This is a genomic window from Streptomyces sp. NPDC046866 (genome assembly GCF_040704625.1).
Classification (GTDB): domain Bacteria; phylum Actinomycetota; class Actinomycetes; order Streptomycetales; family Streptomycetaceae; genus Streptomyces.
Map to the genome: position 1 here is coordinate 50,347 of NZ_JBEYXN010000020.1, position 25,049 is coordinate 75,395.

20 protein-coding genes are annotated in these 25,049 nt (G+C 73.4%); 9 read left to right on the plus strand and 11 right to left on the minus strand.

What is annotated here, in order from left to right; all coding sequences use genetic code 11:
* Positions 1-2 precede the first annotated feature (2 nt).
* From AB0953_RS25715 to AB0953_RS25725, 3 genes are all read right to left on the minus strand, one after another.
* Positions 3-1,448 carry an aldehyde dehydrogenase family protein gene (locus AB0953_RS25715; protein ID WP_366861935.1) on the minus strand — a complete coding sequence of 482 codons (1,446 nt, stop codon included), beginning with the start codon at positions 1,446-1,448 and terminating at the stop codon, positions 3-5.
* Positions 1,449-1,728: 280 nt separating this feature from the next.
* Positions 1,729-3,309 (minus strand): PucR family transcriptional regulator, encoded by a 1,581-nt coding sequence (locus AB0953_RS25720; RefSeq protein WP_366861936.1) that lies wholly within the window; start codon positions 3,307-3,309, stop codon positions 1,729-1,731.
* Positions 3,310-3,438: 129 nt separating this feature from the next.
* Complete coding sequence (locus AB0953_RS25725; protein WP_366861937.1) at positions 3,439-5,916, minus strand: ATP/GTP-binding protein; 2,478 nt, start codon at positions 5,914-5,916, stop codon at positions 3,439-3,441.
* Positions 5,917-6,172: 256 nt separating this feature from the next.
* Here AB0953_RS25725 and gabT point away from each other — a divergent pair, with 256 nt between their 5' ends.
* Both gabT and AB0953_RS25735 read left to right on the plus strand, forming a co-directional pair.
* Positions 6,173-7,507 (plus strand): 4-aminobutyrate--2-oxoglutarate transaminase, encoded by a 1,335-nt coding sequence (gene gabT / locus AB0953_RS25730; protein ID WP_361905532.1) that lies wholly within the window; start codon positions 6,173-6,175, stop codon positions 7,505-7,507.
* Positions 7,508-7,865: 358 nt separating this feature from the next.
* Positions 7,866-8,441, plus strand: a complete 576-nt coding sequence (locus AB0953_RS25735; protein WP_366861938.1) for a phosphatase PAP2 family protein — start codon at positions 7,866-7,868, stop codon at positions 8,439-8,441.
* Between the two features lie 24 nt (positions 8,442-8,465).
* On the opposite strand, the gene AB0953_RS25740 is transcribed toward AB0953_RS25735, so the two are convergent.
* The 7 genes from AB0953_RS25740 to AB0953_RS25770 all read right to left on the minus strand — a co-directional run bounded on the left by AB0953_RS25740 (position 8,466) and on the right by AB0953_RS25770 (position 16,232).
* The gene (locus tag AB0953_RS25740; protein ID WP_366861939.1) at positions 8,466-8,933 is read right to left on the minus strand and encodes a hypothetical protein; all 468 of its coding nucleotides are present in this window, start codon (positions 8,931-8,933) and stop codon (positions 8,466-8,468) included.
* Positions 8,934-9,035: 102 nt separating this feature from the next.
* Positions 9,036-10,454 (minus strand): FAD-dependent oxidoreductase, encoded by a 1,419-nt coding sequence (locus tag AB0953_RS25745; protein WP_366861940.1) that lies wholly within the window; start codon positions 10,452-10,454, stop codon positions 9,036-9,038.
* A gap of 21 nt (positions 10,455-10,475) precedes the next feature.
* A complete protein-coding gene (locus AB0953_RS25750) occupies positions 10,476-11,270 on the minus strand; it encodes an ABC transporter permease (RefSeq protein ID WP_366861941.1) in 795 nt (264 codons plus the stop codon).
* Positions 11,270-12,199, minus strand: coding sequence for an ABC transporter permease (locus AB0953_RS25755; RefSeq protein WP_366861942.1), 930 nt, complete (start codon positions 12,197-12,199; stop codon positions 11,270-11,272). Before AB0953_RS25755 ends, AB0953_RS25750 begins: the two co-directional genes overlap by 1 nt.
* A complete protein-coding gene (locus AB0953_RS25760; protein ID WP_366861943.1) occupies positions 12,196-13,347 on the minus strand; it encodes an ABC transporter ATP-binding protein in 1,152 nt (383 codons plus the stop codon). The genes AB0953_RS25755 and AB0953_RS25760 overlap by 4 nt, the downstream gene beginning before the upstream one ends.
* A 69-nt stretch (positions 13,348-13,416) precedes the next feature.
* A complete protein-coding gene (locus AB0953_RS25765) occupies positions 13,417-14,664 on the minus strand; it encodes a spermidine/putrescine ABC transporter substrate-binding protein (protein ID WP_366861944.1) in 1,248 nt (415 codons plus the stop codon).
* A gap of 53 nt (positions 14,665-14,717) precedes the next feature.
* Positions 14,718-16,232 carry a gamma-aminobutyraldehyde dehydrogenase gene (locus AB0953_RS25770; protein ID WP_366861945.1) on the minus strand — a complete coding sequence of 505 codons (1,515 nt, stop codon included), beginning with the start codon at positions 16,230-16,232 and terminating at the stop codon, positions 14,718-14,720.
* Between the two features lie 181 nt (positions 16,233-16,413).
* On the opposite strand from AB0953_RS25770, the gene AB0953_RS25775 reads away from it, so the two are divergent.
* Together AB0953_RS25775 and AB0953_RS25780 are read left to right on the plus strand one after the other, a co-directional pair.
* Positions 16,414-16,962, plus strand: a complete 549-nt coding sequence (locus AB0953_RS25775) for an NADAR family protein (RefSeq protein WP_366861946.1) — start codon at positions 16,414-16,416, stop codon at positions 16,960-16,962.
* A 475-nt stretch (positions 16,963-17,437) separates the two neighbouring features.
* Positions 17,438-19,054 carry a TROVE domain-containing protein gene (locus tag AB0953_RS25780; RefSeq protein WP_366861947.1) on the plus strand — a complete coding sequence of 539 codons (1,617 nt, stop codon included), beginning with the start codon at positions 17,438-17,440 and terminating at the stop codon, positions 19,052-19,054.
* A gap of 79 nt (positions 19,055-19,133) precedes the next feature.
* Here AB0953_RS25780 and AB0953_RS25785 read toward each other — a convergent pair whose 3' ends face one another.
* Positions 19,134-19,820: a DUF4190 domain-containing protein gene (locus AB0953_RS25785; RefSeq protein ID WP_366861948.1), complete on the minus strand. Its 687-nt coding sequence runs from the start codon at positions 19,818-19,820 to the stop codon at positions 19,134-19,136.
* Between the two features lie 111 nt (positions 19,821-19,931).
* Here AB0953_RS25785 and AB0953_RS25790 point away from each other — a divergent pair, with 111 nt between their 5' ends.
* The 5 genes from AB0953_RS25790 (at position 19,932) to AB0953_RS25810 (ending at position 25,048) form a co-directional block, all read left to right on the plus strand.
* Positions 19,932-20,957 (plus strand): adenosine deaminase, encoded by a 1,026-nt coding sequence (locus tag AB0953_RS25790; protein WP_366861949.1) that lies wholly within the window; start codon positions 19,932-19,934, stop codon positions 20,955-20,957.
* Between the two features lie 21 nt (positions 20,958-20,978).
* Positions 20,979-21,668 (plus strand): glycerophosphodiester phosphodiesterase, encoded by a 690-nt coding sequence (locus tag AB0953_RS25795; protein WP_366861950.1) that lies wholly within the window; start codon positions 20,979-20,981, stop codon positions 21,666-21,668.
* The gene (locus tag AB0953_RS25800) at positions 21,665-22,867 is read left to right on the plus strand and encodes a histidine kinase (protein WP_366861951.1); all 1,203 of its coding nucleotides are present in this window, start codon (positions 21,665-21,667) and stop codon (positions 22,865-22,867) included. The genes AB0953_RS25795 and AB0953_RS25800 overlap by 4 nt, the downstream gene beginning before the upstream one ends.
* Entirely contained in the window at positions 22,864-23,592 is a 729-nt protein-coding gene (locus tag AB0953_RS25805) for a response regulator transcription factor (protein ID WP_366861952.1), read from the plus strand. Before AB0953_RS25800 ends, AB0953_RS25805 begins: the two co-directional genes overlap by 4 nt.
* A 148-nt stretch (positions 23,593-23,740) precedes the next feature.
* Positions 23,741-25,048: a serine hydrolase domain-containing protein gene (locus AB0953_RS25810; RefSeq protein ID WP_366861953.1), complete on the plus strand. Its 1,308-nt coding sequence runs from the start codon at positions 23,741-23,743 to the stop codon at positions 25,046-25,048.
* Position 25,049 lies beyond the last annotated feature (1 nt).

Below are 25,049 nucleotides of genomic sequence, written 5' to 3' on the forward strand. Positions count from 1 at the left end.
GATCAGATGTCGAGGCCGGTGAGGACCAGGACCCGCTCGTACGTGTAGTCGTCCATCGCGTAGCGGACGCCCTCGCGGCCCACGCCGGACTGCTTGACGCCGCCGTACGGCATCTGGTCGGCGCGGTAGGACGGCGCGTCGCCGATGATCACGCCGCCGACCTCGAGCTCGCGGTGCGCGCGGAACGCGGTCTGGACGTTGTGGGTGAAGACGCCGGTCTGCAGGCCGAACTTGGAGTCGTTGACCTTCGCGAAGGCCTCGTCGGTGTTCTCGACGCGGTGCAGGGTCAGGACCGGGCCGAAGACCTCCTCGCAGGCGAGGGTGACGCCGTCGGGCAGCTCGGCCAGGACGGTCGGCTCGTAGGAGGCGCCGTCGCGCTTGCCGCCCGTGAGGAGCTTGGCGCCCGCGGAGACGGCCTCGTCGACCCAGGACTCCACGCGCCGGGCGGCGGCCTCGGAGACGAGCGGGCCGACGTCGGTGGCGTCGTCGGACGGGTCGCCGGTGACCTGCGCCTGGACCTTCGCGACGACCTTCTCGACGAGGCGGTCGTAGACGGAGGCGTCGGCGATCACGCGCTGCACGGAGATGCAGGACTGGCCGGCCTGGTAGTTCGAGAAGGTCGCGATGCGGGTCGCGGCCCAGTCGAGGTCGGCCTCGGAGGACCAGTCGTCCAGGACGACGGCGGCGGCGTTGCCGCCGAGCTCCAGGGTGCAGTGCTTGTGCGGCACCGACTGCTGGATGGCGTAGCCGACGGTGTCGGAGCCGGTGAAGGAGATGACCGGGAGGCGGTCGTCCTTGACCAGGGCCGGCATCTTGTCGTTGGCGACCGGCAGGACGGACCAGGAGCCGGCCGGCAGGTCGGTCTCGGCGAGCAGCTCGCCGAGGATCAGGCCGGACAGCGGGGTGGCCGGGGCCGGCTTGAGGATGATCGGCGCGCCGACGGCGATGGCGGGGGCCACCTTGTGGGCGCACAGGTTCAGCGGGAAGTTGAACGGCGCGATGCCGAGGACCGGGCCCTTGACGAAGCGGCGGGTCAGGGCCAGGCGGCCGACGCCGCCGGCGTCGGTGTCCAGGCGCTGGGCCTCTCCGCCGTTGAAGCGGCGGGCCTCCTCCGCGGCGAAGCGGAACACGGACACCGCACGGCCGACCTCACCGCGCGCCCACTTGATCGGCTTGCCGTTCTCGGCGGAGATCAGCCGGGCGATCTCCTCGGTGCGCTCGGCGAGGCGCTTGGACACGTGGTCCAGGGCGGCGGCGCGGACGTGGGCGGGGGTCGCGGAGAACTCCGCCGTCACGGCGTGCGCCGCGGCCACGGCCTCTTCGACCTGGGCGTCGGTGGGCACGCTGACGGTGCCGACGAGACGGCCGTCCCACGGGTTGTGGACGTCGAAGCTGTCCTCGCCGGTGGCCTGACGGCCGGCGAGCCAGAAGGCGTGGGTGGAAGTCATGCGAATCCCGGCCCTTCAGGATGTGTGCGGGTCCTTGTCTCCACCACGGTAGGTCTCCGGGCCGCGTTCGCGGCTTGTCCGCCGTGGAGTACCCGTCGGCCGCCCCACGCCGCTTTGTCGGTTTTCCGGGGCCGCGATCCGCGTCCTCGGTCCCGGGCGGGGAGCGGCGGGGCCTTCCGGCTCGCCGGCGGGCGGGGCCCGGGGTGCGGGCGGCGCCCCGGGAGGCGGTCCGGTCGTACGGCGTGCAGGGCGCGAGCGCGTACGGCGGCGGGGCGGGCGGTCAGTTCGGGGTGGCGGCGGCCTTCAGGGCGAGCCAGAGCTCCATGCGGACGTCCGGGTCGTCCAGGGAGCGGCCGAGGATCTCCTCCACCCGCCGCATCCGGTAGCGCAGGGTGTGCCGGTGCACCCCGAGGTCGGCCGCGGCGGCGTCCCACTGGCCGTGGCGCGAGAGCCAGGCCTGCAGCGAGGCCACGAGGTCGCCGCGGCCCTTCTCGTCGTGCTCGCGCAGCGCGCGCAGGGTGCCCTCCGCGAAGGCGCGCACCGCCTCGTCGGCGAGCAGCGGGAGCACCGATCCGGCGGCCAGGTCCTCGTGCTCGACCATCGGGCGGCCCCGCCGCCGGGCCACGGCCAGGGCCTGGTCGGCCTGCTTGTACGCGGCGGCGACGCCCGGCGCCCCGGTGGGCGCGGAGAGGCCGATGACCAGCTCGTCCGGCTCGGGCCCGGAGGAATCCCGGCCACGCCGCGACTCCAGCGCCTCCGCGTGGTCGGCGCAGGCCTGTACGGCGGCGCCCCCGTCGGCGGCGAGGATCACCAGCCGCTCGGGCTCCGGCACCACGAGCAGCGCCTCACCGCTGCGGCCGGCCGCCGACTCCGCGGTGTCGGCGAGCAGCGCGAGCCCCTCGGGCTGGGCGGTGCCCGGCAGCGCCGGCTCGGCCACGACCAGCCGGAAGGGCGTGTCCAGCAGGGCCCCGTAGAGGTCGCCGGCGACGGTGCGCGCGTGCTCGGCCTCGCCGGCGAGCAGCATCCGCAGCACCGCCGCGCCCAGCCGGGACTCGGCGTCGTGCAGCGACCGCGACCGCTCGGTGGTGAGGGTCAGCAGGGCCACGGCGGAGTGCACGGCGTACCGCTCGGCGGTGCCGAGGGGGGCGCCGGTGCCCACGGCCAGCGCCCCGCGCGCCCGCCGCCCGGTGCCCAGGGACTGCAGCTCGACGCGGTCCTCGGCGCCGCCGACCACGGCGCTGGCCGGGGCGGGCCGCTCGCGCAGCCGCTCCACGTCGGGGGTGAGCCGGGCGGCGCGGCGCGCGGCCCATTCCGGGGCGGCGGCGACCACCGCGCCGGAGGTGTCGTACAGGGCGGCCCAGCCCTGGACGTGCGCGGCGAGCCGGGCCAGCAGCTCGGCGGGGCCGTCGGCGGAGAGCGCCGCCCGGGTGAGCTCGCGCTGCGCCTCGAAGCCGGCGGTCACGGCCCGGTACTGGTCCGCGGCGAGCGCCGCGGAGACGGCCTTGCTGATGGCGAGGAAGGGGGTCCTGCGCGGCACTTCCAGCAGCGGGAGGTCCTCGGCGCGGGCGGCGTCGACCAGGGCGGCGGGGACCTCCTCGTAGTTCACGCCGACGGCGAAGCCGATGCCGACGACGCCGGCCGCGGCGAGGCGTCGTACGTAGGCGCGCATCTCCTGCGGGTCCTCGGCGTCCAGCTTCATCGCGGTGATCAGCAGCAGCTCCCCGCCCTCCATGTACGGGACGGGGTCGGCGAGCTCGCTGACGTGGGCCCAGCGCACGGGGGTGTCGAGGCGGCCCTCCCCCGCCCGGACGCTGAGCTTGAGCGCCGAGTGCTGGACGAGTGAGGCGAGGGTGAGCGGCATCGGTACCAGGGGCCTTAAGGGGGAAGGAGCTGCGGGAACGGCAGGAACAGGGAACGGGAGCGGCGAGGGCGAATTTCGCCGTGCCGTATGAACGGCTCCTCCCGATTCTGCCACCCCGTACGGTTCGGCTCAGCTCGCTCCGCCGAGGCCGACGAGCACCGGGGCCGCCCGCTCCCCGGTGACCGTGGTCAGCGAGACCACGGCGTGCCCGGGCGGCACGGTGTTGGCCAGGGCCGAGGCGGACCAGCGCTCGCGTTCCACCTGGCGCACGGTCACCGCGTCCGTGGTCACGTCCTTGCCGCTGATGAGCTTGCGCACGGCGTGCACCATCCGGGTCATGGGGCGCTCGGCGTAGACCTGGCGGCTGGTGACGTCCCGGGTCTCGATCAGCTCGGTGCCCCAGGCCTCGGCGAACTGCCGGCCGTCCCAGGTGGTGATCCCGGAGAACGCGATCCGGCAGCCCACCGCCCCGAGCAGCTGGGTGCGCAGCTGCTCGGGTACGTCGTCCAGCGTGCGCAGCGTCAGCAGGACGCCCGCGTGGGCGGAGCGCAGCCGCTGCAGGGCGCGCACGGTCTGCGGGGTCAGGGTGTGCGAGGCGTCGTCGAAGGCGAGGAACGCGAACAGGGAACGGTCGGTGCGGGCCGCGGCGGAGGCGGTGAACTGGGCGAGCAGCAGCCGGGCCAGCAGCCGGGAGGCGTCCGGGTGGCCCCGCTCGGGCAGGTCGATGCGGACCCGGACCGGGTGTTCGAGGGAGCGCAGGGAGAAGGGGCGGCTGCCGCCGGCGGTGTCGAAGAAGCCGTGGAAGGCGGGCCGGTCCAGGAGCCCGACGCGGTCGGCGAGGAGGGGGCCGGGGTCGCCGGGGGCTCCTGAATGCCGCTCGCGCGCGTCGAGCTCGCGCAGCATGGCCAGCTGTCCGCCGTCCTCCAGGGTGCGGCGCAGCGCGTCGAGCGGCCCGGGGACCCGTTCGAGGAGCTCGCGCAGCTCGGCCACGGCGGGGAAGCGGCCGTACGCGGCCCGGAACGGCCCGAGCAGCTGGGCGAGGGCGGTCGCGGCCCGGCGGGCGTCGGTGCCGGGGAGGTCGCCGACGAAGGCCTCGGCGAGCAGGGAGGCGGCTTCGTCGGGGTCGGCGGTGCCGCCGTAGAGGTCGAGGTCGTGGACGGAGGCGGGGTCTCCGGGGCGGACCACGACGTCGTAGCCGTCGTCGGGGCCGAGCCCGGCTCCGGCGGCGCCGACGGCGATCACGGCCGCCTGTCCGGCGAGGGCCTGGAGCGCCATGGACTCGACGACCGGCCGGACCAGCAGGTGCGTCTTGCCCGCGCCGGAGGGTCCGACGGCGAGCACCGAGGTGCCCAGGACGGCGGGCTCGAGGGCGAGCCCGGTCCCGCGGCGCCCGTACGGGTTGGACTCGGCGCCGGTGACGCGGCCGATCCGGACCTGGGAGACGAGCAGGTCGTGGGCGGCGGTGCGCACGGGCAGGTCGCGGGCCTTCGAGGGGTGCGCGCAGGCCGCCGCGCCGTGGTCCCGGACGGACTGCGCGAAGGCGGTCCGGCGCGAGGGGTCGGCCTGGACCGAGGCGAAGGCCCGGCGGATCCGGGCGTGGTCGACGTCGTTCATGCGCCCGGAGTCCGCCTCGGCGGCGAGCCGGTCGGCGGACTCCTCGAGCCCGGCGGCGCGCAGCTCGGGCCAGGAGGCCGGGTCGTCGGGGCCGCCCGGGACCACGGTGCCGGCCGCGGCGGCGGAGGGGGCTGCGGCCCCGGTCCTGGCGGCGGCGAGGAGGCCCGCCCAGCCGCCGAGGCGGGCGAAGACGAAGAGGACGGGGAGGTAGATGAGGGCGTAGAGGGCGTAGGTGACCACGGGGCCGGCGACGCCGCCGAGCTCCCGGTAGGGCAGGTGGCTGAAGGCGAGCGGGTAGACCGGCAGCACCTCGTTCTCGATCAGCGCCACGACCAGCAGGGCCCCGCCGGCGGCGGCCAGCGCCCGGGGCCAGGGGCCGCGGGCGCCGATGTGCTCGTCGAAGGCGGCCCGCCAGCCGCCGAGCCGGGCGAAGAAGAGGAACATGCCGACCGAGATCAGCAGCTCGTAGAACTCCAGGGCCGCCTGGCCGCGGTGGTCCACCGGCTGGGGCACGGACTCCCGGGTCCACCAGTCGGCGGGGGTGAAGAAGTGCAGGGGCGCGCCGACGAACGGCAGCCCGCCCTCCAGGAACAGCCGCCAGCAGACGAAGCCGACGAGGAAGGCGATCACGACCCGGAGCAGCACGGAGCGGCCGCTGCCCTCGGGCCTCTTCACCGCCGGGACGTAGCCGTGGCGCCAGATGCCGGGCCCGGCCTCCGGCCGCGGGACGCGCAGCCATGCCGTGAGCGCGGAGCCGGCCGCTGCGGCGCCGCCGGCCGTGCCCTTGCCGGCGCCCCGGCCCGCGGCCGCAGCGGCGGCGGGCACGGCGGGTGCACGGTCGGGCGGCGGCGGGGCCGCGGCCGGGCGCGGCGGGTGCGGCGGCAGCGCGGGGGGCGGCCCGGCCGGACGGGGCACCGGCGCCCCCGCGGCGGCCGCGTCGGGCGGCGCCCCCTGCCCGTCCCGACCGTGCCCGTACGTGCCCTCGCGCTCCATGGAACCCCTGCCCCCTGCCCGTGCCTGCACTGCGTCGCTCAATGTAGTTGCCCGGACGCGGCTGCGGGCGGGTACCGGGCCGTAGCGGCGCGCGGCGTCGCAGGGTCGGCGCGACGGACACGGCGTCCTTCCTATGGCCGCCGCGGACAAGGACACGCGCAGACCACTCCCGAACGGAGCATGCCGTACCCCCTTCCCCGGGCCTAGCCTGCGGACAAAGACACAAGTGCGTCCGAAAACCCCCCAGGAGCCCTCCATGACCGCTGTCCCGCAGGAGCGCAAGCTCGTCACCGCGATCCCCGGCCCCAAGTCGCAGGAGCTGCAGGCCCGCCGCCTCGACGCGGTCGCCGGCGGCGTGGGCTCCGTGCTGCCCGTCTTCACGCAGCGCCTGGACGGCGGCATCCTCGAGGACGTCGACGGCAACCGCCTGATCGACTTCGGCTCCGGCATCGCCGTGACCTCGGTCGGCGGCTCCGCCGAGGCCGTCGTGCGCCGCGCCACCGCGCAGCTCGCCGACTTCACCCACACCTGTTTCATGGTCACCCCCTACGAGGGCTACGTGGAGGTCTGCGAGGCGCTGGCCGAGCTGACCCCGGGCGACCACGCCAAGAAGTCGGCCCTGTTCAACTCCGGCGCCGAGGCCGTCGAGAACGCCGTCAAGATCGCGCGTGCGTACACCAAGCGCCAGGCCGTCGTCGTCTTCGACCACGGCTACCACGGCCGCACCAACCTGACGATGGCGCTGACCGCCAAGAACATGCCGTACAAGCACGGCTTCGGTCCGTTCGCCCCCGAGGTCTACCGCGTCCCGGTCGCCTACGGCTACCGCTGGCCCACCGGTGCCGAGAACTGCGGCCCCGAGGCCGCCGCCCAGGCCATCGACCAGATCACCAAGCAGATCGGCGCCGAGAACGTCGCCGCGATCATCATCGAGCCGGTCCTCGGCGAGGGCGGCTTCATCGAGCCGGCCAAGGGCTTCCTGCCCGCGATCGTGAAGTTCGCCAACGACAACGGCATCGTCTTCGTCGCGGACGAGATCCAGTCCGGCTTCTGCCGCACCGGCCAGTGGTTCGCCTGCGAGGACGAGGGCATCGTCCCGGACCTCATCACCACCGCCAAGGGCATCGCCGGCGGTCTGCCGCTGGCCGCCGTGACCGGCCGCGCCGAGATCATGGACGCCCCGCACGCGGGCGGCCTGGGCGGCACCTACGGCGGCAACCCGGTGGCCTGCGCCGGTGCGCTGGGCTCCATCGAGACCATGAAGGAGCTCGACCTCAACGCCAAGGCGAAGAAGATCGAGTCCATCATGAAGTCGCGCCTGTCCGCGATGCAGGAGAAGTACGAGATCATCGGCGACATCCGCGGCCGCGGCGCCATGATCGCCATCGAGCTGGTCAAGGACCCCGAGTCCAAGACCCCGAACCCGGAGGCGGCCGGCGCGCTGGCCAAGGCCTGCCACGCCGAGGGCCTGATCGTCCTCACCTGCGGCACCTACGGCAACGTGCTCCGCTTCCTCCCGCCGATCGTCATCGGCGAGGACCTGCTGAACGAGGGCCTGGACATCATCGAGGCCGCGTTCGCGGGCATCTGAGCGAGCGTCCGAACGCGCGTCCCGGCCGCTACCGGTGGTAACGGGCGGGCGCTGTGAAGAAGATGTGGGGGGCCGATGGCAGGACCGCGTTCCTGCTGTCGGTCCCCCTTTCGCTGCCGTACGGTTTCTGCAGATGAGTGAGACACCCCGCTCCCGGGAAACCGGGGGCGACACCGGTACCGGGCTTCCCCAGCGCCGCACCGGGCCTGCGTTCGCGCACTCTCCTCACCGATCGGACGGCCGGACGCCCCAAACCCCCCGGGGCGCACGGCAACCCGATCCGGGCGGCCGTCCCGGAACCATCCCCCCTGTTCCGGGACGGCCGGCCACTGCCCTCCTGCTCTTCTTCCTCCTCCCCTTGCTGGGGCTCGCCCTGACGACCTGGCAGGTCCTGGTCTCGGGCCCGCTGCTCGCCCCGGACGAGCGCCTCAGCCGCGCCCTGGTGCGCGCCGTGCCCGACGCGGCCACCGAGCGCCTCAGCGACCTGGGCAACGTGGAGGTCGCCGTCCCGGTCCTGGCACTGGCCGCCCTCTACGCCGCCCGGCGCGGCAACCGCCCCGGCGCCCTCGCCGCGGCCGTGGCCATGGCCCTGGTCCCGGCCTTCGTGGTCCCGCTCAAGGAGTGGACCGCCCGCCCGGGCCCGCTGGAGCCGTGGGCCGCCGGCTACTTCCCCTCGGGCCACACCGCCACCGCGGCCGTCGCGTACGTCGGCGCGGCCCTGCTGCTGCGCCCGTACACCCGCCGCCCGTGGCCGGTGGCCGTCGCACTCGCCCTGACGGCGGCGACGGCCTGCGGCCTGGTCCTGCGCGGCTGGCACTGGCCGCTGGACGTCATGGCCAGCCTGCTGCTGTGCGTTCCGCTGCTCCGCACGGTCGCAGGGGCGGTGGGCCGGGGCGGCCGGCGCAGCGCAGGGGGTCCTGCACCCGGCCGGTGAGCGCCGGGGGCCGCACCTCCCCCGTCAGGGCCTCCGCGCCGCCTTCTCCTGCACCAGGGAGGCCACCGCCTCGTGCAGCGCGAGCTCCAGCACCGCCGGATCGGTGAGGGTGCCGTGCCCGTCCGGAACCACCAGCCAGTGGACCCTGCCCCCCGCCCGGCCGGGGTACGGGACCACGATCCAGCTCCCGCGCCCCGCGCCCCGTACGCCGGTGCCGATCCAGTGCGCGGCCGTGCCCGCGGGGACGAAGAAGCCCAGCCGGGTGTCGCCGGAGTCGGCGAGCACCGGCCCCGGCCGGGCTGGCATCAGCTTCAGGACGTCCAGTGCCGCCCGGCCCGGCTCCCCGGGCAGGATCAGCACGTCCCAGTGCCGCCCGGCCGGGAGCAGGGCGACCCCCAGGGGGTTGCGCTCCCACGCCCAGCGGCAGGCGTGGGGATCCGGCGCCGCCGAAGCGAGCCATTCCACCGCGGTCCTGATCTCCGAGCCCTGCATCGCCCGGCCTCCGTTCCCTGTAGGTGAGGGTGCTCACCGGGAGAGAGCGGGGCCGGGCGCGGCGATGACGCGGGTTTGCGTACTCCGTGGCGGCGAAGCGGCTCAGCTGTCGAAGCCGAGGCCGAACTTGTCCAGCGTCTTCAGCCACAGGTTGCGGCGGCCGCCGCGGGCGTCGGCGCGGGCCAGCGACCACTTGGTGAGGGTGATGCCGGTCCAGGCGAACGGCTCGGGCGGGAACGGCATGGGCCGGGACCTCACCATCTCGAGCTCCGTCCGCTCGGTGCGCGCTCCGTCCAGGAGGTCGAGCATCACGTCGGCGCCGAAGCGGGTGGCGCCGACCCCGAGCCCGGTGTACCCGGCGGCGTACGCCACCCGGCCGGAGTGGGCGGTGCCGAAGAAGGCGGAGAAGCGCGAGCAGGTGTCGATGGCGCCGCCCCAGGCGTGGCTGAAGTTGATGCCCTCCAGCTGCGGGAACGCGGTGAAGAAGTGCTGGGCGAGCTTGAGGTAGGTCTCGGGGCGGTGGTCGTACTCGGAGTCGAGGCGGCCCTTGTAGGGGTAGACGGCGTCGTAGCCGCCCCACAGGATCCGGTTCTCGGGGGTGATGCGGAAGTAGTGGAACTGGTTGGCGCTGTCTCCCATGCCCTGTCGGCCCCGCCAGCCGATGGCCTTCAGCTGCTCGTCGTCCAGCGGCTCCGTCATCAGCGCGTAGTCGTAGACGGGGACGGTGAAGGGGCGGATCCGCTTGACCAGGGACGGGAAGATGTTGGTTCCGAGGGCGACCCGTCGGGCGAAGATCCGCCCGTAGGGGGTGCGTACGGCCATCCCCGCGCCCGAGGAGGCCAGCGACAGGCCCCGGGTGTTCTCGTAGATCCGCACCCCGAGGCCGAGGCAGGCCCGCTTCAGGCCCCAGGCCAGCTTGGCCGGGTTGAGCATGGCCACGCCGTCGGTGTCCCACAGGCCGGCGAGGAACGTGGGCGAGTCGACCTCGGCGCGCAGCTCGTCGCGGTCCAGCCAGCGCATCCCCCCGGCGAGGCCCAGCTTCTCGGCCTCCTCGTGCAGTTCGCGCAGCTCCTCGACCTGGTGCGGTTCGGTGGCCACGTCGATCTCGCCGGTGCGCTCGAAGTCGCAGTCGATGCCGTAGCGGGCGACGGCCGCCTCGATCGCGTCGAGGTTGCGGGCGCCGAGCTCCTCCAGCTTGGCGAGCTCGCCGGGCCAGCGGGCCAGGCCGTTGGCGAAGCCGTGGGTGAGGGAGGCGGCGCAGAAGCCGCCGTTGCGGCCGGAGGCGGCCCAGCCCGCCTCCTTCGACTCGATGAGGACGACGTCCCGGGCGGGGTCGCGCTCCTTGGCGATGAGCGCGGTCCACAGCCCGCTGTAGCCTCCGCCGATGACCAGCAGGTCGCAGGCCTCGTCGGAGGTCAGGGCCGGCTGCGGGTCGGGGCGGCCGGGGTCGTCCAGCCAGTACGAGACCGGCAGTGCTTCGGAAAGGGATTTCGCAACGCTTCGCATGGCGACTGGGGCCATGTCTTCCAACTCCCTACAGAGTTACTTGGGCTGTGCGTTCTTGCGGCGGTTGCCGACGATCTGGCCGGCGAGGACCACCAGCACCGCGATGACGAACATCGCCGTGCCGATGACGTTGATCTGCACGGGCGTACCGCGCTGGGCCGATCCCCACACGAACATGGGGAAGGTGACGGTGTTGCCCGAGTTGAAGTTGGTGATGATGAAGTCGTCGAAGGAGAGCGCGAAGGACAGCAGCGCGCCCGCCGCGATGCCCGGCGCCGCGATCGGCAGGGTGACCCGCAGGAAGGTCTGCGCGGGGCCCGCGTAGAGGTCGCGGGCGGCCTCCTCCAGCCGCGGGTCCATCGAGAGCACGCGCGCCTTGACGGCGGCGACGACGAAGCTGAGGCAGAACATGATGTGGGCGATGAGGATCGTCCAGAAGCCCAGCTCGACGCCCATGTTGAGGAACAGGGCGAGCAGCGAGGCCGCCATCACGATCTCCGGCATGGCCATCGGCAGGAAGATCAGCGAGTTGACCGCGCCGCGCGCCCGGAACCGGTAGCGGACCAGGGCGAAGGCGATGGCCGTGCCCAGCGCGGTGGCGCAGAGGGTGGCCCACAGGGCGATCTGCAGCGACAGGGACAGGGAGCCGCACAGGTCGGCCACCCCGCAGGGGTCCTTCCAGGCGTCGAGCGAGAACTCCTGCCAGGCGTAGTTGAAGCGCCCGGAGGGGTTGTTGAAGGAGAAGACGGTCACGATGACGTTCGGCAGGATCATGTACGCGAGCGTCAGCAGGCCGAGGACGACGACGAGGTTGCGGCGGAGCCACTTCATCAGACCAGGTCCTCCGTTCCCGCGCGGCGGATGTAGATCGTGACCATGACCAGGACGACGGCCATGAGGATGAACGACAGCGCGGCGGCCGTCGGGTAGTCGAGGATCCGCAGGTACTGCGACTGGATGACGTTGCCGATCATCCGGGTGTCCGTCGAGCCGAGCAGCTCGGCGTTGACGTAGTCGCCGCTCGCCGGGATGAAGGTGAGCAGGGTCCCGGAGACCACGCCCGGCATGGACAGCGGGAAGGTGACCTTGCGGAAGGTGGTGGCGGGGCGGGCGTACAGGTCCCCGGCCGCCTCGTGCAGGCGGGTGTCGATGCGCTCCAGCGAGGTGTAGAGCGGAAGGATCATGAAGGGGAGGAAGTTGTACGTCAGGCCGCAGACCACCGCGAGCGGCGTGGCCAGGACCCGGTCTCCCTGGGTGACGCCGAGCCAGGCCGTCACGTCCAGGAAGCCGATCTTGTTGAGGACGGCGACGACGGGGCCGCCGTCGGCCAGGATCGTCTTCCAGGCCAGGGTGCGGATCAGGAAGCTGGTGAAGAACGGGGCGATGACCAGCACCAGCAGCAGGTTGCGCCAGCGGCCCGCCCGGAAGGCGATCAGGTAGGCCAGCGGGTACCCGAGCAGCAGGCACAGCACGGTCGCGGTGCCGGCGTACGCCAGGGAGCGCAGGAACTGCGGGAGGTACTCGGTGAAGGCGTCCCAGTAGGTCGCGAAGTGCCAGGTGACCTCGAAGCCCTTTTCGAGGGAGCCGGTCTGCACCGAGGTTGAGGCCTGGTAGAGCATCGGCAGCACGAAGAAGACCAGCAGCCACAGGATGCCGGGCAGCAGGAGCCAGTACGGGATCAGCCGCTTGCGCAGCGCGGGCCGGTGGACCGGGGGTTCGGCGGGCGCGGGGGCCTCGGGCGGGGCCGCGGTCGCGGTCATGCGCCCTCCTCGACCGTCTCGATGCCGGCGTCGATGGCCTGGGCGGCGTCCAGGCCGAAGGTGTGCTCCGGGTTCCAGTGCAGGACGACCTCGGCGCCGGGGGTCAGGCGGTGGTCGCGCTCGATGTTCTGGACGTACACCTCGAGCTCGGGGCAGACGGGGCTGTCGATGACGAACTGGGTGGAGACGCCGATGAAGGAGGAGTCGGCGATCTTGCCGGTGACGGTGTTGCGGCCGGCCGCGACGGTGTCCCGCTCGGCGGCGGGCACCAGGGAGATCTTCTCCGGGCGCACCCCGACCAGCAGCTTTCCGCCCGCCTTGGGGGTGGTGGAACATCGGGCCGCGGGCAGCCGGAGCCGGGTGCCGGCCGAGCTGACGGTGACCTCGCTGCCGCCGGCCTCCAGGACCTCGGCCTCGATGAGGTTCGAGGTGCCGAGGAAGTTGGCGACGAAGGTGGTGCGGGGGTTCTCGTACAGCTCGGCGGGCGCGCCCATCTGCTCGACGCGGCCGCCGTTCATCACGGCGACGGTGTCGGCCATGGTCATGGCCTCCTCCTGGTCGTGCGTGACGTGCACGAAGGTGATGCCGACCTCCGTCTGGATCCGCTTGAGCTCCAGCTGCATCTGGCGGCGCAGCTTGAGGTCGAGGGCGCCGAGCGGCTCGTCGAGCAGGAGCACCTGGGGGTGGTTGATGAGCGCGCGGGCGACGGCGACGCGCTGCTGCTGGCCGCCGGAGAGCTGGTGCGGCTTGCGCTGGGAGAACTGGCCGAGCTCGACGAGTTCGAGCATCTCCTCGACCTGCTTCTTGACGGACTTGATGCCGCGGCGGCGCAGGCCGAAGGCCACGTTCTCGTAGATGCTCAGGTGCGGGAAGAGGGCGTAGCTCTGGAAGACCGTGTTCACGGGGCGCTTGTACGGCGGCAGCTGGGTGACGTCGCGCTCGCCGAGGTGGACCGTGCCGGTGGAGGGCTCCTCCAGGCCCGCGATCATGCGCAGGGTGGTGGTCTTGCCGCAGCCCGAGGCGCCGAGCAGGGCGAAGAAGGAGCCCTGGGGGATGGTGAGGTCCAACGGGTGCACGGCGGTGAACGTGCCGTAGTGCTTGCTGATACCGGCGAGGCGGACGTCGCCGCCCGCGGTCTTGTCAGTCATGGGCCTGGGCCTTCGGTGGTGGTGTCGTCGGGGAGGGGTGCGGGGTGCGGGTGCCGCTACGGCGGTCCGTCAGGCTCCGATGAGCTTGGCGAACCTCTCCTCGTACGCGGTCTCTTCCTCGCTGGTGAGCAAGCGGAAGGCGTGGGCCTTGGCGGCCATCTCCTCGTCCGGGATGATCAAGGGGTTGTCCGCGAGCGCAGGATCGATTTTCTCAAGGTCCTTCTTGACGCCCGCGACGGGGCACACGTAGCTGATGAAGGCCGCCAGCTGCGCCGCGACGGGCGGCTCGTAGTAGAAGTCGATGAGCTTCTCGGCGTTCGCCTTGTGCCGGGCGTGCGCCGGGACGATCAGGTTGTCGCTGGAGGTGATGTAGCCCGGCGCCGGGATCGCGTACTTGATGTCCGGGTTGCCGGCCTGGAGCTGGATGATGTCGCCCGCCCAGGCGAGGCAGGCCGCGATGTCGCCCTTGTCGAGGTCCGAGGTGTAGTCGTTGCCCGTGAAGCGGCGGATCTGCTTGGTGTCCACGCCCTTCTGGAGGCGCCCGATGGCCGCGTCGAAGTCCGCGGTGGTGAAGGTGGCCGGGTCCTTGCCCTGGTCGAGCAGGGTCATCCCGACGGTGTCGCGCATCTCGGTGAGGAAGCCGACGCGGCCCTTGAGGGAGGGGTCGTCGAGCAGCTGGGTGACGGAGTCGACCTTCTTGCCGCCGGTGGCCTTGGCGTTGTACGCGATGACCGTGTCGATGCCCGTCCAGGGGTAGCTGTAGGCGCGCCCGGGGTCCCAGTCGGGGCTGCGGTACTGCGGGATCAGGTTGGCGTAGGCGTGGGGCAGGTGGGAGGGGTCCAGCTTCTGCGCCCAGCCCAGGCGGATGATGCGGGCGGCGAGCCAGTCGGTGACGACGATGAGGTCGCGGCCGGTGTCCTGGCCGGCCGCGAGCTGCGGGCGGATCTTGCCGAAGAACTCGACGTTGTCGTTGATGTCCTCGGTGTACTTGACCTTGATGCCGGTCCGTTGGGTGAACTCCTCCAGCGTCGGGTGGGTCTTCTCGTCGTCGCTGGTGTCCATGTACTCGGTCCAGTTGGAGAAGTTGATCTCCTTCTCCTGTGCCGAGTGGTCCTCGGAGGCCGCCGCCGTGCCCTCCCGCTTGGCGGGCGGGATGCCGCAACCGGACAGGGCGGCGAGGCCGCCGAGGGTGAGCGCGCCGACGCCGGAGGCGCGCAGCAGGGAGCGGCGGGTGAGGGCGCCGCGCCCTTCGATGAGGCTGCGGCGCATCGCGGCGGCCTGCGCCGCCGAGAGGCGTTCGGGCTCGAACTGCTCCATGGGCTGTGCCCTTTCGGGATGGGCGGGCCGCTGGTCGAACGGCCCTGCTGCTGCTATCGGTCCCCGAAGATCGTGCGGTGCCAGTCCTTGGCGGCCACCGCCGTGTTGTCATACATGACGTGCTTGACCTGCGTGTACTCCTCGAAGGAGTAGGCGCTCATGTCCTTTCCGAAGCCGCTCGCCTTGTAGCCGCCGTGGGGCATCTCGCTGATGATCGGAATGTGGTCGTTGACCCAGACGCAGCCCGCCTTGAGCTCGCGGGTGGCGCGGTTCGCCCGGTAGACGTCGCGGCTCCAGGCGGAGGCGGCGAGCCCGTACGGGGTGTCGTTGGCGAGGGCGATGCCCTCGTCGTCGGTGTCGAAGGGCAGGACCACGAGGACCGGCCCGAAGATCTCGGCCTGCACGACCTCGCTGTCCTGGGCCGCGTCCGCGATGAGGGTGGGCCGGTAGTAGGCGCCCGCGGCCAGCGCGCCGCCGGGGACCTCGCCGCCGGTGACGACGGTGGCGTGGGCGCGGGCGCGCTCGACGAAGCCGGCGACGCGGTCGCGCTGGGCGTGGGAGACCAGCGGTCCGAGGTCGGTGGTCGGCTCGAAGGGGTCGCCCAGGCGGACGCCGGCCATCAGCTCGGCGACGCGGGCGGTGAAGGCCTCGTACAGGGGGCGCTGGACGTAGGCGCGGGTGGCGGCGGTGCAGTCCTGGCCGGTGTTGATCAGGGCGGCGGCGACGGCGCCCTGCGCGGCGGCCTCCGGATCGGCGTCGTCGAAGACGAGGAAGGGCGCCTTGCCGCCGAGTTCCAGGTGGAGCCGCTTGACGGTGGCGGTGGCGATCTCGGCGACGCGCCGGCCGACGGCGGTGGACCCGGTGAAGGAGGTCATCACCACCTCCGGGTGGCCGACGAGGTGCTCGCCGGCGTCGCGGCCGGCGCCGGTGACGATGTTGATCACGCCGTCGGGGATGCCCGCCTCCTTGGCCGCCTGGGCGAACATGAGGGAGGTCAGCGGGGTGAGCTCGGCGGGCTTGAGGACGATGGTGTTGCCGGCGGCGACGGCCGGGAGGATCTTCCAGGCGGCCATCTGCAGCGGGTAGTTCCAGGGGGCGATGGAGCCGATGACGCCGAGGGGTTCGCGGCGCACGTAGGAGGTGTGGTCCGCGGAGTACTCGGCGGCGGCCTGGCCCTGGAGGTGGCGGGCGGCGCCCGCGAAGAAGGCGGTGTTGTCGATCGTCCCCGGCACGTCGAACTCGGTGGTCAGCCTGATCGGCTTGCCGCACTGGAGCGACTCGGCGTACGCGAAGTCCTCCGCCTGCGCGGCCAGTACGGACGCCAGCCGGTGCAGCGCGTCGGAGCGCTCGCCGGGGGTGGCCGCGGCCCAGGCGGGGAAGGCGCGGGCGGCGGCGGCGACGGCGTCGTCCACGTCGGCGGTGGAGGCGAGCTCGTAGGTGAGCACCTCCTTCCCGGTGGCGGGGTCGACGATGGTGTGCGACCGTCCGGAGGTACCGGGCCTGAGCCGGCCGTCGATGTACTGCGCGCCGTCGGCGAAGCGTTCCCTGACCTGGAAGCGAATACCCATCACGCTCTCACGCTCTCGTGGCTTCAGCTCGAATTGAGTGCCGATCCTGGCAGAGGTCCCCTCCACCGCCAAGTGATTCCGTTGTTGCCTTTTGATTACGCGACGGAATCGGTCGACCATGTGTCGAGACGCGCCCCAAATCCCGTACGAAGTGTCCGTGGAGACTGCCAGACTCCCGTGCATGGAGAAGATCGACAAGTTGATCGAGCAGGTCAGCCGTGGTGACCGGGTGAAGTTCCTGCCCTTCTGGGGACACCGGCCGCGTACGGACGGGACCCTCGGGCCGAGCTGCTTGAGCCAGTGGTGGCCGTCTCCCTTCACCGTGGGTGAGGTCCGGTACGACACCGCCGAACACTGGATGATGGCGGGCAAGGCCCGGCTCTTCGAGGACCCCGAGGCCGAGCGGACGGTCCTCGCGGCCGCGACGCCGGCCGAGGCCAAGAAGGCCGGGCGGCTGGTGCGCGGGTTCGACCAGGCCGTCTGGGAGCGGGAGCGGTTCGGCCTGGTCGTGGAGGGCAGCGTGCACAAGTTCGGCTCGACGCCCGAGCTGCGCGGGTACCTGCTGGGCACCGGGGAGCGGGTCCTGGTGGAGGCGAGCCCCTTGGACCGCATCTGGGGCATCGGCCTCGCCGCCGACGACGACCGGGTGCTGGACCCGGGCCGCTGGCGGGGCCTGAACCTGCTCGGGTTCGCCCTGATGGAGGCCCGCGAGCGGCTGCGGACCGGGTAAATGCGTGGCGGGGGCCGGGCGGCCCCGCCTACGGTGGGACCCGTCCAGGTGCGCAGGCGAGACCTACTTCCACTCTTCATGGGGAGGCCGCGGGTTCGAGTCCCGTCACCGGCTTCGGGCCGGTGTAGCTCAGTCGGTAGAGCACCACGTGGTTTCGCCGCCTCGAACTCTGGACACCGCCGTCGCACCTCCCGGTGCGCAGGCTGCGGCTCCTTCTTTCCCAAAGAATCCCAGGCCGCCGCCACCTTGATCTCGGGAGGCCCGCGTGCGGGATGCCCGGTGCGCGGGCGACGGCTCCTTCCGGACCAGAAGGTCGCGGGTTCGAATCCCGCCCGGCCACGGCTGGTGGAGCAGCTCGGAAGCTCGTCTGGCTATGCGCGCCGTCTCCGACTCCGATCTCGGGCATCCCCCACGCCACACCTCCCCCTTTTGTTCTTGACCATACCGTTTTCCATGGATTCGGGGGGATTCCATCATGGTCCGCTTCAACCTCCGGCGCTCCGCGGCCGCGCGGTCCGCGGCCGCCGCGCCCGCCTCGCCCGTGCGCTCCACGGGTCGGCGGGCCCGGAACCACCACGGCAGCCCGGGCTTCGTCCGCGACGCCCGCTCGGAGCTGTTCCTGCTGGCCGTGGCGAACTTCGTCGGCCAGCGCACTGCGTACGAGGCCCCCGGCGCCCGGGACGACCGCTTCGCCGCGCTGGTGCGCCGGCTCGCCGTCGAGGACCCCGAGTGGACCGCCGGCCTGCTCGGCTGGCTGCGCGGCGAGGGCAGCATGCGGACCGCCTCCCTGGTCGGCGCCGCCGAGTACGTCAAGGCCCGGCTCGACGCCGGAGCCACCGCGGGCCCCTCGAACCGGCAGGTCGTCGACTCCGTCCTGCAGCGCGCGGACGAGCCGGGCGAGCTGCTGGCCTACTGGACGGCCGTGCACGGGCGGAACATCCCCAAGCCGGTCAAGCGGGGCGTGGCCGACGCGGTGCGCCGACTCTACTCGGGCGCCTCCCTGCTGAAGTACGACACGGCGTCCAAGGGCTTCCGCTTCGGCGACGTCCTCAACCTCGTGCACGCCTCCCCCGACCCGGCCAAGCCCTGGCAGGGCGAGCTGTTCCGCTACGCCCTGGACCGACGGCACCGCCCGGAGACCGCGGAGGTCCCGGCCGGCAACCGCATCCTGGCCGCCCACGAGGCGCTCATGGCCCTGCCGGTCGAGGAGCGCCGGGCACGGGTCACCGCGGCCGACGGCGCCGAGCGGCTGGCCGCCGCCGGCATGACCTGGGAGGCGCTGGCCGGGTGGCTTCAGGGGCCGATGGACGCGGCCGCCTGGGAGGCCGTCATCCCGTCCATGGGCCCGATGGCGCTGCTGCGCAACCTGCGCAACTTCGACCAGGCGGGCGTCTCGGACGCCGTGGCCGCCCGGGTCGCCGAGCGGATCAGCGACCCGGCCGCCGTGGCCCGGTCCCGGCAGTTCCCCTTCCGCTACCTGGCCGCCTACCGGCACGCGCCCTCGCTGCGCTGGGCGTACCCCCTGGAGCAGGCGCTCGGCCACTCGCTGGGCAACGTGCCCGCGCTGCCGGGCCGCACCCTGGTCCTGGTCGACCGCTCCGGGTCGATGTGGTCCCCGCTGTCGGACCGCTCGCAGCTCAACCGGGCCGACGCGGCGGCCGTCTTCGGCGCGGCGCTGGCCCTGCGGGCAGAGCAGGCGGACCTGGTGCAGTTCGGCACGGACAGCAAGCAGGTCCCCTACACGAGGGGCGAGTCCGTCCTGAAGGTGCTGGAGCGGTTCGGGGATCTCGGCGGCACCTACACCGCGGAGGCGGTCCGCAAGCACTACGAGGAGCACGACCGCGTCCTGATCGTCACCGACGAGCAGGCCACGTACCGCCACGGGTACGACCCGACGGCCCTGGTGCCCGAGGAGGTGCCGGTCTACACCTGGAACCTGGCCGGCCACCGGGTGGGCCACGCGCCGTCCGGTTCGGGCAACCGGCATACCTTCGGCGGGCTCACCGACGCGGCCTTCCGGATGGTGACGCTGATCGAGGGCGGCAGCAACGCCGACTGGCCGTGGGCGGCTGCGCCCCGTACGGACGCGTAGAAGGAAACGGCGCAGGGCCGGCTCCGGGCGGTACGTGCCCGGGGCCGGCCCTGCGCCGTCGCCTGCTGCGGTCCTGCGGTCAGACGCGCTCGCGCATGCGGGTGTCCGAATGCGGGCTGTCGTGGCGGACGTCGCCGTCCCGGTCCAGGATGCCGATGATGCCGATCGCCAGGAGGGCGGCGCCCAGCACGATGCCGACCGCGCCCAGGATGATGCCGCCCAGCGCCATCCCGCCGTTGGTGGCCTCGCCGCGCCGGGCCTTGCCGCGGCCGAGCACGCCGAAGACGACCGCCGCGATGCCGAGGGCGACGGCGAGGAAGCTGGTGAAGCAGCCCACGACGGCGATGATGCCGAGGACGAGCGCGGTGACCCCGAAGCCGTTGCGCGGCTGCGCCCCGTACGGGTAGCCGCCGTAGCCGGGGTAGCCCGGGTAACCGTACGCGGGCGGGGCGGACACGGGGGCCGGCGCCGGGTAGGCGTACGCGCCCGGGGCCGGCTGGGCCGGGTACCCGTAGGCGGGAGGCAGCGGCGCGGGGGCGGAGGCGGGCGCCGGCTGCTGCGGGACGGCCCCGGGCTGCGGCCCGGGTGACGGCTGCGGCACGGCCGCCGCCGGTATGTCGGCCCCCGGCATCCCCGCGATCGTGGGCTGGTCGTGCACGGACGGCGGGCCCGGTACCCCTCGCGCGCCCTGCGGTCCCCCGAAACCACCCGCCGGCCGCTCCGGCGGCGCCCACGGGTTGCCCGGCTCGGGGCTCTGGTCGGTCATGCGTCGCCCCCCTCTCGTACGGCCATGCTATGTGCTTCCGCGGACACTCCCCGGGGCTGCCTACGATGAGGACCGTCCCGTCCGCACCCGTGTTCTTCCGAAAGGCACCTCATGACCGACCTGACCTCCTTCATCGCGGGGCTGCCCAAGGCGGAACTCCACGTCCACCACGTCGGCTCGGCCTCCCCCCGCATCGTGGCCGAACTGGCCGCGCGCCACCCGGACTCGAAGGTGCCCACCGACCCCGAGGCGCTCGCCGACTACTTCACCTTCACGGACTTCGCGCACTTCATCGAGGTCTACCTGTCCGTGGTGGACCTGGTGCGCACCCCCGACGACGTACGCACCCTGACCTTCGAAGTCGCCCGCGACATGGCCCGGCAGAACATCCGCTACGCCGAGTTGACCATCACCCCGTACTCCTCCACGCGCCGCGGCATCGACGAGAAGGCCTTCATGGAGGCCATCGAGGACGCCCGCAAGGCCGCCGAGTCCGAACTCGGCGTCATCCTGCGCTGGTGCTTCGACATCCCCGGCGAGGCCGGCCTGGAGTCCGCCGCCGAGACCGCCCGCCTGGCCGTCGACCTGCGCCCGGAGGGCCTGGTCTCCTTCGGCCTCGGCGGCCCCGAGATCGGCGTGCCGCGCCCGCAGTTCAAGCCGTACTTCGACGCAGCCCGGGCCGCGGGCCTGCACAGCGTGCCGCACGCCGGCGAGACCACCGGGCCGGAGACCGTCTGGGACGCCATCCGCCACCTCGGCGCCGAGCGCATCGGCCACGGCACCAGCTCCGTCCGGGACCCGGAGCTGCTGGCGTACCTGGCCGAGCACCGCATCGCCCTGGAGGTCTGCCCGACCTCCAACATCGCCACCCGTGCCGTGACCGACCTCGACCGGCACCCGGTCAAGGAGATGGTGCAGGCCGGCGTGCTCGTCACCATCAACAGCGACGACCCGCCGATGTTCGGCACCGACCTCAACAACGAGTACGCGGTGGCGGCCCGGCTCCTCGAGCTCGACGAGCGCGGTCTCGCGGCGCTGGCGAAGAACGCGGTCGAGGCCTCCTTCCTGGACCCGGCCGGCAAGGCGCGGCTCGCCGAGGAGATCGACACGTACACGGCTGCGTGGCTGGCGCGCTGACACCGCCCGACAATGGGTGCCATGCGCACCCTGACGGCCATCGGCCACCGCGGCGATCCCTACCGCTTCCGCGAGAACACGCTGCCCTCCCTCCGCTCCGCCTTCGCCCGCGGGGCGGACGCGGTCGAGATCGACGTACGGCTGACCCGCGACGGGGAGCCGGTGCTCCTGCACGACGAGACGCTGGACCGGCTGTGGGGCCATGACGTGCGGCTGGACGCCGTCACGGCCCCGCAGCTGAAGGAGTTGACGGACGGCGGGATCCCCACGCTGCGCGAGGCGCTGACGGCGGCCGGGGACGGCCGGGTGATGATCGACCTGCCGGGGGCGACGTACGAGGCGGTGCGGAAGGTCGTCGGGCAGGTCCGCGAGTGCGGTGCCCGAGAGCGCACCTCCTACTGCGCGGGCCCCGACACCATGCTGGAGGTGCGGGCCGCCGACCCGGACGCGGAGATCGCGCTGACGTGGACGACGCTGTCGCCGCCGCGCCGGGTCCTGATCGACGCGGTGCGGCCCACCTGGCTCAACTACCGCTTCGGGCTGGTGAGTCCGGAGCTGGTGGACGCCCTGCACCGCGACGGGCTGCTGGTGTCCGCCTGGACCGCCGACACGAGGTGGTCGATGCGCAGGGTGATCCGGGCCGGGGTGGACGCCGTCACCACCAACCGGCTCGACGCGCTGGCCGCCGTACGGGCCGGGCTCGGGCGGTGATACGCGCCCTCGGCGAGCGGATCCGGCGCGCCGATCCGCGCCGGCAGGACCTCGGGCTGACGCTGCTGGTCCAACTGGCCGTCTCCATCCCCTTCGTGGTGCCCCGGGCGGCCGATCTGCCGCCGGCCGACTGGGGCTCGTACGCGATGACCGCGCTCGGGGTGGTGCCGCTGGTGTGGCGGCGGCAGGCGCCGGTGGCGGTGCTGATCGCGGTCCTGGCCGCGGGGGGCGTGTACCACGTGGCCGTGGACGGGCCCGGCCAGCCGCTGCCGTACGCCGGCCTCATCTCCTTCTACACGGTGGCGGTGCAGTGCACGGCCCGGGTCCGGCTCGCCGTGGGGCTGCTGGTGGCCGTGGCGGTCGCGCTGTCGGTGGGGTGGAACACGGGGACGGCGCGGGAGCTGCTGTTCACGCTCTTCGTCTCGGCGGCGGCGTACGCGCTGGGGCGCCTGCAGTACACCCGCCAGGCCTACACGCGGGCCGTGGAGGCCCGGGCCGCCGAACTGGAACGGGCCAACCGGATCGAGGCGGAGCAGGCCGCGGCCCGCGAACGGGCCCGCATCGCACGGGAGATGCACGACGTCCTCTCGCACGCGGTCAGCATCATGATCGTGCAGGCGGAGGCCGGGCCGGTGGCGGTGCGCCGGGCCCCGGAGCGGGCGGAGGCGGCCTTCGACGCCATCGCCGAGACGGGGCGGGACGCGATGGCGCAGCTGCGGACCATGCTGGGGGTGCTGCGCACGCAGGAGGCGCCGGCGCCGCGCGCGCCGCAGCCCGGGATCGACGACCTGCCGGCGCTGCTGGAGCGGGTCCGCGGCAGCGGGCTGGAGGTCTCCTACGAGCGGACGGGCACGCTGCGGGCGCTGCCGCAGGCGCTGGAGGCGACCGTGCACCGCGTGGTGCAGGAGGCCCTGACGAACGTGGTCAGGCACGCGGGGGCGCGGTCGGTGTCGGTGCGGCTGGAGTACGGGGAGCGGACCCTCGCGGTGACGGTGGACGACGACGGGCGCGGGCCGGGTGCGGGCGGCAGCGGGACGGCGCCGGGGACGGGCGGAACGGCGGGCGGGCACGGGCTCATCGGGATCCGGGAGCGGGCGGCGGTGCACGGCGGGACGGCGGCCTGCGGACCCCGGGCGGACGGGAGCGGGTTCCGCGTTGCGGTGACGCTTGTAACCTCGCCGCTGGAGGTGGGGGTGTGACGATCCGTGTGGTGGTGGCCGACGACCAGGAGCTGGTGCGCAGCGGCTTCGCCCTGATCCTGGACGTGCAGGACGACATCGAGGTCGTCGCGGAGGTCGGGGACGGTGCCGCGGCGGTGGCCGCGGTGCGCGAACTGCGGCCGGACGTGGCGCTGCTGGACATCCGGATGCCGGTGCTGGACGGGATCGAGGCGTGCCGGTCGATCGCGGCGGAGAGCGCGTGCCGGACGGTGATGCTGACGACGTTCGACTCGGACGAGTACGTGTACGAGGCGCTGCACGCGGGGGCGAGCGGGTTCCTGCTGAAGGACGTGCGGCGGGACGACCTGGTGCACGCGGTACGGGTGGTGGCGGCGGGCGAGTCGCTGCTGGCGCCGTCGGTGGCGCGGCGGCTGATCGAGGAGTACACGGCGGTCACGGCGGCCCGTTCGGCGGTCGGGGCGGGCGCGGCCGGCGGCGGGCCGGGGGCGGTGTGCGGGGAGCGGCTGGAGGTGCTGACCGCGCGGGAGCGGGAGACCCTGCTGCACCTGGGACGGGGGCTGTCGAACGCGGAGATCGCCCTGGCCATGGTGGTGAGCGAGCACACGGTGAAGACCCATGTGGGCCATGTGCTGGCGAAGCTGGGGCTGCGCGACCGGATCCAGGCGGTGATCTGCGCGTACGAGACGGGTCTGATCGCGGCCGGGGAGGCGGGTGGCTCTGCGGTCCCTCCCTCGCGGGGGTGAGGAGGGGCGGGGGCACTCCCTCGCGCCGGTGAGTTGTCGTACTGCTGAAGACCCCTCTGCGGGGTGATCCGCGCAGGGCCCGGGGAGCCGCAGCATGGAGTCGTCCGGGCCGCAGGGGGCGGCCCGGAGGACCCACAGGGGGAACACCATGAAGGCCACGGACAACACGCAGGCCACGGGCACCACGCAGGCCGCGAAGGCTGCGAAGGCCGCGAGGGGCGCGAGGGGCGGAAAGGCATCGGGGCGTACGACGCTGATCGCGACGGCGCTCGTGCTCGGGATCGCGGCCGGTCCGGCGGTGGCGCACGCCGCTCCCGCGCCCGCCCGCGGGGCGGCCGCGGCGGCGGTCGCGGGGCCGGATGCGGGCGGGGCCGCGGGCCCGGTCTTCTCCACCCCGCCGCATGCGGCGGCGCTGCAGCGGGCCATCGCGGGGCTGGGGCCCGATCACAAGGACGCCACGGCCGCACTGGTCCGGGTGGGCGGCACGAGCGGCAGCTGGCGGGGCAGCTCCGGTGTCGCGGACGTCCGCAGCGGCCGGCCGGCCCTGGAGCAGGGCCGGTTCCGGGCCGGCTCGGTGACGAAGACGTTCACCTCGGCCGTCGTGCTCCAGCTGGCCGCCGAGGGCCGGATCGATCTGGACCGGCCGGTGCAGCAGTACCTGCCGGGCCTGTTCCCCGACGCCTTCGAGCCGATCGCGGTGCGGCAGCTGCTGAACTACACGAGCGGGATCCAGGCCCCGGACGGGCCGGGCGACGACTTCGAGGCGGAGTGGCAGCACCGTTTCGACGTGGTCGACCCGCGGGTGCAGATCGCGGGCGCGCTGGCCAAGGGGCCGGAGTTCCGGCCGGGCGCGGCCCAGCACTACCTGAACATCGACTACACGCTGCTGGGCGTGCTGGTGGAGAAGGTGACGGGCACGTCGTACGAGGAGGCGGTGGCGCAGCGGATCCTGCGGCCGCTGGGGCTGCGCCAGACCTCCTTCCCGGGGCCGGCCGGGACCCGGATCCAGGGCCCCTACAACCACGGCTACCAGGCGGTGCCGCGGCCGGACGGCTCGCGGGAGCTGCGCGACGTGTCGGAGTGGAACAGCTCCGGGCGCTGGGCGGCCGGGGACATCATCTCGACCACGGCGGACCTGGAGCGGTTCACGGTGGCCCTGTTCGGCGGGAAGGTCGTGCCGAAGGCCCAGTTGGAGGAGATGTTCACGGTCCCGCCGGTGAAGGACTTCACCACCGGCGAGGACGCCGCGCTGACCGCGGGGATGTCCCGGATCGTGCTCCCGGACGGCACGGAGGTGTGGGGCAAGACCGGTGCCCGGCACGGGTACACCACCGCGATAGGCGCGACCCGGGACCTGTCGCGGACCCTCGTCTACTCGGTCAACTCCACGGATGCCAAGGGCAAGGAGATGAACAAGGTGGCGTACGGCATCGTGGCGGCGGCCTTCGCGAAGTAGC